This is a genomic window from Streptomyces cyaneofuscatus, from assembly GCF_000718135.1.
In the GTDB taxonomy this organism is placed as follows: domain Bacteria; phylum Actinomycetota; class Actinomycetes; order Streptomycetales; family Streptomycetaceae; genus Streptomyces; species Streptomyces cyaneofuscatus.
The window spans coordinates 1-202 of record NZ_JOEM01000127.1 but is presented as its reverse complement, the minus strand read 5'-3'; the positions used below and the strand labels follow the sequence as shown (position 1 = coordinate 202).

The 202-nt window shown below is 71.3% G+C and carries 1 protein-coding gene; it reads right to left on the bottom strand.

Annotated elements, in window-relative coordinates:
- Positions 1-202: ATP-binding protein (locus tag IF17_RS01000000137030; protein WP_032773269.1), on the bottom strand; the 202-nt coding region annotated here is incomplete at both ends.

Sequence of the window (202 nt, the reverse complement as noted above, 5' to 3'; positions counted from 1 at the left end):
GAGCAGGCCTTCGGTGCGGAGTTCGGCGATGGTCGTGCCGAGGGAGATGCGGGCGGCGGCCTTGGCGAGGGGGACGGCGGTGGCCTTGGAGGTGAAGGGGACGGTGCGGGAGGCGCGGGGGTTGGCCTCCAGGACGTAGAGGATGTCCCCGGACAGCGCGAACTGGATGTTGATCAGCCCGCGCACCCCGACACCCTTGGCG